Raw genomic sequence first — 7,837 nt, forward strand, 5'->3', positions numbered from 1 at the left:
AGTCATGACAGCGTTTTCGTTAACCCAATTAAAACCGACTGATGCGCTGACGATATTGAAATCATTCTTGAAATAGAGTTCCGCCTTCATTTTCGGAACCGCATCAGCGGCATTAGGCGGTGTGATTACCATAATTACAGAATCTGGGGTGCCTGAATCCTGGGCAACTGTCAGACCCGGCAGTGCCATAAGTCCTACCAGCCCCATAAGTATCAGAATTGTTTTAAGTTTCATCTTCAACCTTACCTCCATGAATTATTAGTATATGTTTAGATCATTCTCATAATCAAATTGGAGGCTCAAATTTTCCAACCTCCAGTCCTGCACCCTCGCAAGACACCTGTTATTAAATTTTACTTTCGTGACAGAACTCCGCCACGCGCCATCAATATTCATTCGTAGATTTCCAAACCATTTCTTCCAAAACCTATCTCAGCATTTACAGAAGCAAAATGATACCAATCAACGTGCCTCGTTACATCAGCACTGGGGCTGTACCTTCACAAGAGATAGCGCTCTGGAGTCAATAGCCTCAAGAGTTATAAGTGTAGACCAGCAATGTTAGACCGTCTGAAAAAAAAGGAAAGAACTTGCAGTAATAATTGACGCAACCTTTTCCCCTAATAACCTCAACTAATATAGCCTGCTTTGCTTTTATTGTCAAGAGTTCAATGCCAAGGCCAGCTTTACTTTTTTAACTATTTTTGACTCTTTTCACTCGACGCACTGAGAAAAAAAGAAGCGATGCACAGAGTGCGGAGGAGATATCAGTCAGATAGTCCCACCCGTCACAGAACCTTCCGGGTACAAATTGTTGTCTATATTCGTCAATTCCAGCGAATAGAGAAACAAAAAGCAGACCAAAAAGTAAAGAAATGCGCTTGGGACTTGATAAAAAGAGTCTCTGTAAGGACCTAAACACGAGAATACTAAACAAAAAGTACTCCACAAAGTGAGCAATTTTGTCAAAATTCGGAATCTCAATCGAGGGTTTGGGAGGATTTGAGATTGAGGAAACCACAAGGATTATGGCTGCGAAGCCAATCGCAGGAAGGTGGTACAGTACAAAATCTCTCATGTCTCAGATCAAGGTACAACCTCATGGTGGCCCTCAGCAAATTATTTGCGGCATCTGATTGAAAGAAAGTCGTAGTTAGAAAAGAGAGATATTGCGGTTCGGAGGGAAATGACTGTATTTCGGCCAGATAATGAAGAATAAAAGCCTTGCGAAATGCATTTTGGGGAAATACCTTTCTTTCACAGTCGAATCTGTAAGTCGCGTTCTGTCAAGAGGTACTAGCCAATGATAGATCGAACTATCCCTGTTATTCGGAAAGGCGGCTCAATAAGCGAAGATACCTTTCCAAAAGAAAGCAGACCCCTGCCGGATATACAGGACGCGCCAATCGACGCGCAAACTGCCCGCGATAGTGGCAAAGAATAAAACTATTCGAGGCTGACAAGGCCGGTCTGTCAGATATTTCCTCGAAACGAACCAATAGGACTGAAATGTCAGCCAAACTACAAAATTGGATTCTTCCCGCGCTTGGACTGGGTGTTGTCGCGGGCGGATTCCTCGGCTATGTAACGCCGGACCTAATGCTTGCCTTGGGCTTTATCGGCAGGCTATTTGTCAACATCCTGCAGATAGTTGCGATCCCCATGCTTATTAGCGGAGTGCTTATTGCTGTGATAAGCCTTGGCGATCTGGGTAGACTCAACCGAATTGGCCTGAGGGGCCTCGCTTTTTTCGCCGCGACAAGCATAGCAGCTGTGATTATCGCCCTCGGACTGTCAATTATTATTCAGCCGGGCGCGTCGGTCAATCTTGCTTTGTTTCCGGATCTTGTCCCAGGCCCGATTGCAGAGCGTGGTGGTTTATTTGGAATGCCAATTCCGGATAATCTTTCAGGAGCGCTCTTTGAAGCCCGACTTTTGGGAATTGTCCTGTTCACCTTCATTTTCGGAGCCGTGATTATAGGAACTAAAGCGCGCGATCGGTCGATCTATGGCCTGGCTGAGGAAATTTATCACATTACAATCAGACTGGCTGGCTGGCTAGTCTTGCTAACGCCATTGGCCGTTTTCTCACTTGTCGGTGACGCCGTTGCAAGACAGAGTGTGAATTTCAACGCACTCGGCTCTTATTTGCCATACCTTCTTACCGTCGTGCTCGGATTTATGCTTCTGGCGGGAGCGGTCTATCCTCTGGCTCTCAAGTTTTTTGGAGGCGGAAACCCGATTGATCATCTTCGTCACCTCGGGCCGGCGCTTTTGACTGCTTTTGGAAGTTCGTCGTCAGCTACGGCGTATCCAATTACCCATGAAACTGTAAGAAACAGAACGGGCCTTGATTCACGCGCCGCCGCCCTTTCACTTCCCCTGAGTATTACGCTTCAGTTGGCGCCGACTGTCCTATATCTGATAGTAGCCGCGATCTTTTCGGCTCAGGCAACTCAAACTTCGCTAAGCATAATCCAATATATTTTGGTTGTTATTGTCGGCCTCATTCTCTCAATCGGCGTTGCCGGACTCCCTTCAGCGGCAATTTCGGTTGCTGCGGTTTTGTTCACATCGGTTGGTTTCCCCCAAGGAGCATTTAGTGTGCTCGCAATTCTGGTGGTGTTCGACTGGATATTGGACCGATTCAGAGCGATGGTCAATGTTTGGGGCGACAGCATCGCCGTTTCTATTCTTGCAAATTCTTCCGACATGAAGGCATCCTCCCGTCCCCAGTTGCGAGAGCGACCACAATTTGTCGACAGAAAGGAACGGGGACAATCTCGAGCAGAAAGACCGTACCGTTCTGAATCGCAGAACCGTGAGTCACGTGACGCCCGACCCGATCGAGGCGCGGACCGCAGATATGAGCGCGGAAAAGGATCGAGATTCCCTCGACAGGACAGGCCCGCCGATTCATCGGGATCCCACGGTGAGAGTATTGAAACGAACCAAGCCTCTCCATTTACCATGTCAGTTTCGGATACACCCGTTTTCGATTTGGAGACCAAAGAAAGAAAAGAACTGGGGGCTTCGGGCGAGAGCTCAGTTGTCGAGAGCCCGATAAGCCAGGGACAGAAATCGGATATTGCGCGCCGAGGCGGTCCACGCAGATTTCAAAATGAATCACGAAGCGCTGGGCCCCGGGCAGGATCGGACGAGCGCCGCTACGGCCGCCGGGAATATCAAAAGTCCAGCGGTGAAACATCAGATGAGTCCGGGCAGGCAGAACTTAGCACTAACGGCGGGAATGACCAACCAAGTGAGGGAGAGAAGCGCCCGAGGCGATACGACAGACAAGGAAAGTTTGATCGGCGGTCGCAAGGACCTCGGAGGAACTATCAGGAGAGAGAGAAAATTGAGAATGACGAGGACGTTTCATCTGGAACATCTCCCACACCGATTGATCTTGGACTTGGTGAGGCTCCCGTGAAAATGAGCAGACCGGAAGAAGCTGACAATCGCAATGAGCAGGGATATGATGGGACTTTCCGTGAAGATCGGGATGAGTCGGAAAACAGCGACCGATATCCATCTTCGTACAAAAAAGAGTTCAACCGTCAGTCTGATTCCGAGCAAACCGAACGTGGATCGGATGAACGAGTGAGGGAGCTTTCAGAAAATACTGCTTCTGAAGAGGTAGCCTTTGGAAGAACGCGAAGCCATCGCGGCGACGCTTCCAGAGACGCATCGTCCTCCAATCGAAATCCGGAACCACCGGAATCAGAAGAAGCGACCGACAGTTTTTCTACCGAAGGCGCAGATTTTGGCCGGGGTAAGCGCAAGCGCGGACAAAAGTAAGTTTCGAGTAGCGGGTTGATAGCTGTTGAAAAGGCCAGTCATGCACTGGCCTTTTTTTATTTGCGGTAAGCAAGCACGATTGAAGTTATGACTCTCATTTTTTAACAAAAAGAACAGCTGAGCCCCCCAATTTTTCGATTGAAGGCACAAGGCGAACGATTGTGTGGTCGAGTCTCTGCAACTTGCCGAGTAACTTCTGATCAGAGTCCGGCCAGAGCCGCGATAATCTCGTAAAGATTCCATAACGCTTCACTGTGCATCCGTGAAATATTTGGGAGATTACACGGACGTCTTCGGCGCTCAGCTTTCGCTCGTCATGAGTAATATGAGTTTCGAATGATTCTTCTTTGGGGAAATACCGTAAAACAATATTCCAATTTCTAATTTTCTCCCACATTGGTACTTCGATACATTCCTTGAACACCGCAATCCCGCCTGGTTTTAGGACGCGATAGACTTCGCGCATTGAAGGTTCAATGTCGATATGGTGTAGAATATCCAATCCAGTCACAATGTCAAAACTGTTACTTTCAAACGGAAGCGCTTCGGCGGTTTCGACGCTAAAGTGTGTCTTGTCAGAAAATTGATACTTCTCCGCGAGGCGTTCGCAACATTCGATATTCTGCTCAGAGATGTCGAAACCATACACATTATAACCCATTTTCGCGTAGCGCATAGCAGAAATACCCGGACCGCAGCCTATTTCCAGGAGTTTTTGGTCCGAGTTCTTAAAATGTTTCAGGGCAGTGTTGTAGACGATCCAATAGGAATTCCATGACCGCTCAATCCCATCGAAAACAAAGTCAAAGGTGACGTCCGTGACACCATTTTGCTTCCTATAAGTGTTGTAATAATTCTGTTCACGGAGTTGGCGATCAGAAAGCTTTGAAGCAGGTATGCTCATAGGTCTCTTTCAAGGGCTCAATCTCTCAGCGCGATAATAGTTCAATCTGCTGTAGATTCAGCTTTTTTTGGAATAGCTCGTGTCGTTTAGCGAATCTATTTAGCCACGAACTCAATATAAACCAAAAGACGATTTTGTCAAGGCGTCTGGGTGGGAGGTCCTGTTGATATCTGCTCAAGCAATTATTCTTACTAATGAGATAGTGTAATAAAACGGTGTAATCTCATACCTAAAATGTGATTACGGCGGCAATGTGATAAATCGAAAGCTCCTATTGCCGATTTTGGGAACATTTCATCTGAGAATGCGATATATTGTTGACTGAAGAACAGTTGACTGTGATAATAATGTCACGGTAGATTTGATTCAAGGAGCAATGAAAGAAATGAACGGTGTAAAAGTCGCGGTCTTAATGGGTCTTCTTATGGCGTTATTTATGGGGCTCGGCTATATGTTTGGCGGTCAGAACGGAATGATAATCGCGTTTTTTATGGCCGCTGTAATGAATTTTGTCACCTATTGGTATTCGGATAAACTCATCCTGAAAATGTATCGCGCCCGGCCGGTTGAGGAAAAAGACCATCCGGAACTGTATAGAATCGTAAAACGGGTTTCAACTCAGGCGATGATCCCTATGCCCAAAGTGTATATCATCCCCACTCGGGGGCCGAACGCTTTCGCCACAGGACGAGATATTCACCATGCCGCAGTGGCGGCAACCGAAGGCCTACTTGAGCTTTTAACCGAAGACGAAATCGAAGGCGTAATGGGGCATGAGATAGCCCATATTTTAAACCGTGACATGCTGGTCGGAACTGTCGCGGCAACATTCGCCGGAGCCATAGGCATGATAGCCAGTATGCTTCAGTGGAGCGCGATATTCGGCGGTGGCCGCTCTGCAGAAAATCGCGGAGGCGGTCTCGGAATGATTGTAGCCATTATTGTTGCGCCAATCGCCGCCATGCTCTTGCAGGTGGCAATCTCGAGACAGCGGGAATATCAGGCCGATGCCGAGGGCGGACGCCTCACCGGTAAATATTTATCGCTGGCATCCGCGCTGGACAAACTCCACCGCGCGCCGGTCAAGATGAATCTCGATGACAAACCTGCGACCGCCCATTTGATGATTGCCAATCCTCTTTCCGGAAAAGGAATGGCCGCGATATTTTCCACACACCCTCCGGTTGAAAAACGAATTGAAAAACTTCGTGAATTAGCGATGCAGGCTCCGTACAAAGGGTATGCCTGATCTAAATAATTTTTCTATGGAGATTACCCCGGCTGCCGAGTAATGACAGGCGGGGTTTTGCTTTTCTATGGAGGGTCGTTTATGGCTGGAATTAATGGCAATTGTCCTCTTGGTCATGGCCAACGGATTTTTTGCGCTTGCCGAATTCTCCATTATTGCATCGCGACGCTCTAAACTCCGTGAGCGAATAAAACAAAAAAAACTCGGCGCCGAGTCGGCATACAAACTCTACGACAACCCTGAAAATTTTCTAGCCACAGTCCAGGTCGGCATTACCCTCTTCGGCGCCCTGCTCGGCGTTTTCAGCGGCGCGACAATGGTCGATCAACTGACTGCGCGCTTGGCCGCATCGCCGGTGGAATTTGTGACTCGATGGTCAATCCCTCTGGCAGTAGGACTTGTGGTTTTGGGCATAACTATCCTGTCGGTCGTACTCGGTGAACTCATGCCGAAATACATCGCACTCTCAAACCCCGAACGATACGCCGGCATTGTCGCCGGACCGGTGTCGGGGTTTATCAAACTTACATCTGTATTTTCGCGATTCCTCAGTTGGCTTGCACGGTCAGTGATCGGTTTTTTTGGAATCAGCCGCGACCACGCCCGAGAGCACATCTCAGAAGACGAAATCAATCAGATGATCCGCGATGGTGCCGAAAAGGGGATTTTCGATGAGACGGAACAGCAGCTTATCAGGTCGGCTTTCACTTTTTCAGACTCGACTGTCCGACGAGCGATGAAACCTCGCACAGTCGTTATCGCCTTACAAAAGAACACACCGCTTGCGGAGGTGATGAAAATAATTTCAAGCGAGGCGTATAGCCGCTACCCTGTTTACGAAAAGACCATCGACTATGTAGTCGGTATCCTTAATGTCAAAGACCTTATCAGCGCGCAGATTAAACAGGAGCAAATGGATTTGCGGTCGCTCATGCGGTCTCCGCTTTTCGTTCCGGATTCCATGCCCCTCGCAACCCTGCTGGTTCAGTTCCGGCGCGGCAAAAATCACATGGCAATAGTGCTCGATGAGTTCGGAGGCACGGCGGGAATTATTACGCTCGAAGATGTTTTGGAAGAGCTTGTGGGTGAAATTCAGGATGAGCACGATACCGAAAATCCCCCTCTGGTGAGACACTCGCAGACGGTAGCTTTCGCGGATGGTACGGTGTGGCCGGGGGAAATAAATTCGCTCATGGACTCGCATCTGCCCGAGGATGATGCCGATACAGTGGCAGGATTATTTATTGACGCCATCGGGCGTATGCCCGAAAAATCCGAGTCGGTGAAAATCGCCGATATGCTGCTCACGGTGCTGGTGAAGGATAAGAATCGGATTTTGCGGTTGAAGCTGGAGAAGGTGTCGGAGTGAGGGGGAGGGGAACGGGAAAACAAGGGGTGCGGTCAGTTTCTTTTCATTGTAAGTCCCAATTCTGAGGAGTGTGCGGGCAATTTAGTGTTCGGCTTTTCTTTGGTAGGTCAGGATCCCCGTGATCCTGACGTCGGCACAGTGTCATCCTCTATATGGTGTCATCCCCTTTATAATGTCACCCCCACCCTCTCTGTCATTCTCGTGAAAACGGGAATCCAGGGTATCTTCTCTTAGTCTTGTACCACACTCCGCCCCGGGGGGGCCACAAATCAAAACAGACACCCCCGCGCGTCATTGCGAGTTTCACTTTCTTAAGTGAAACGTGGTAATCTCATATTCGTGTTCTCTTCCTCTGGTAGCGATTCCGCCAACGGCGGGTGACCTGACGGTCACCCCGGTGCGCGACTGGGACGTCCCGCACGAAGAATTAAGAAGTGCCGTCAGTCCTAAGTAGGTCAGGATTCTTGTGATCCTGACGTCTTTTCTGTGCTGTCTGGCGCCCCTGCCAGGGGAT

General features: G+C 48.6%; 6 protein-coding genes. 4 read left to right on the forward strand and 2 right to left on the reverse strand.

Annotation, left to right across the window (positions count from 1 at the left end):
• Positions 1–234, reverse strand: a 234-nt coding sequence (locus SGI97_03670) for a hypothetical protein (GenBank protein ID MDZ4722990.1), incomplete at its 3' end; no start/stop codon positions are given.
• Positions 235–1,303: 1,069 nt separating this feature from the next.
• Here SGI97_03670 and SGI97_03675 point away from each other — a divergent pair.
• The gene (locus SGI97_03675; protein ID MDZ4722991.1) at positions 1,304–1,444 is read left to right on the forward strand and encodes a hypothetical protein; all 141 of its coding nucleotides are present in this window, start codon (positions 1,304–1,306) and stop codon (positions 1,442–1,444) included.
• A gap of 65 nt (positions 1,445–1,509) precedes the next feature.
• A complete protein-coding gene (locus SGI97_03680; GenBank protein ID MDZ4722992.1) occupies positions 1,510–3,801 on the forward strand; it encodes a cation:dicarboxylase symporter family transporter in 2,292 nt (763 codons plus the stop codon).
• A 94-nt stretch (positions 3,802–3,895) separates the two neighbouring features.
• Here the strand turns inward: SGI97_03680 and SGI97_03685 are convergent, their stop codons facing one another.
• Positions 3,896–4,705, reverse strand: coding sequence for a class I SAM-dependent methyltransferase (locus tag SGI97_03685; protein ID MDZ4722993.1), 810 nt, complete (start codon positions 4,703–4,705; stop codon positions 3,896–3,898).
• 385 nt (positions 4,706–5,090) lie between these two features.
• Here SGI97_03685 and SGI97_03690 point away from each other — a divergent pair, with 385 nt between their 5' ends.
• On the forward strand, positions 5,091–5,954 hold the full coding sequence (locus SGI97_03690; GenBank protein ID MDZ4722994.1) for a zinc metalloprotease HtpX: 864 nt from the start codon (positions 5,091–5,093) through the stop codon (positions 5,952–5,954).
• A 94-nt stretch (positions 5,955–6,048) separates the two neighbouring features.
• Positions 6,049–7,323 carry a hemolysin family protein gene (locus SGI97_03695; protein ID MDZ4722995.1) on the forward strand — a complete coding sequence of 425 codons (1,275 nt, stop codon included), beginning with the start codon at positions 6,049–6,051 and terminating at the stop codon, positions 7,321–7,323.
• The last annotated feature ends 514 nt before the right edge of the window (positions 7,324–7,837 follow it).

It is taken from the genome of Candidatus Zixiibacteriota bacterium (genome assembly GCA_034439475.1).
Lineage (GTDB): Bacteria > Zixibacteria > MSB-5A5 > GN15 > FEB-12 > JAWXAN01.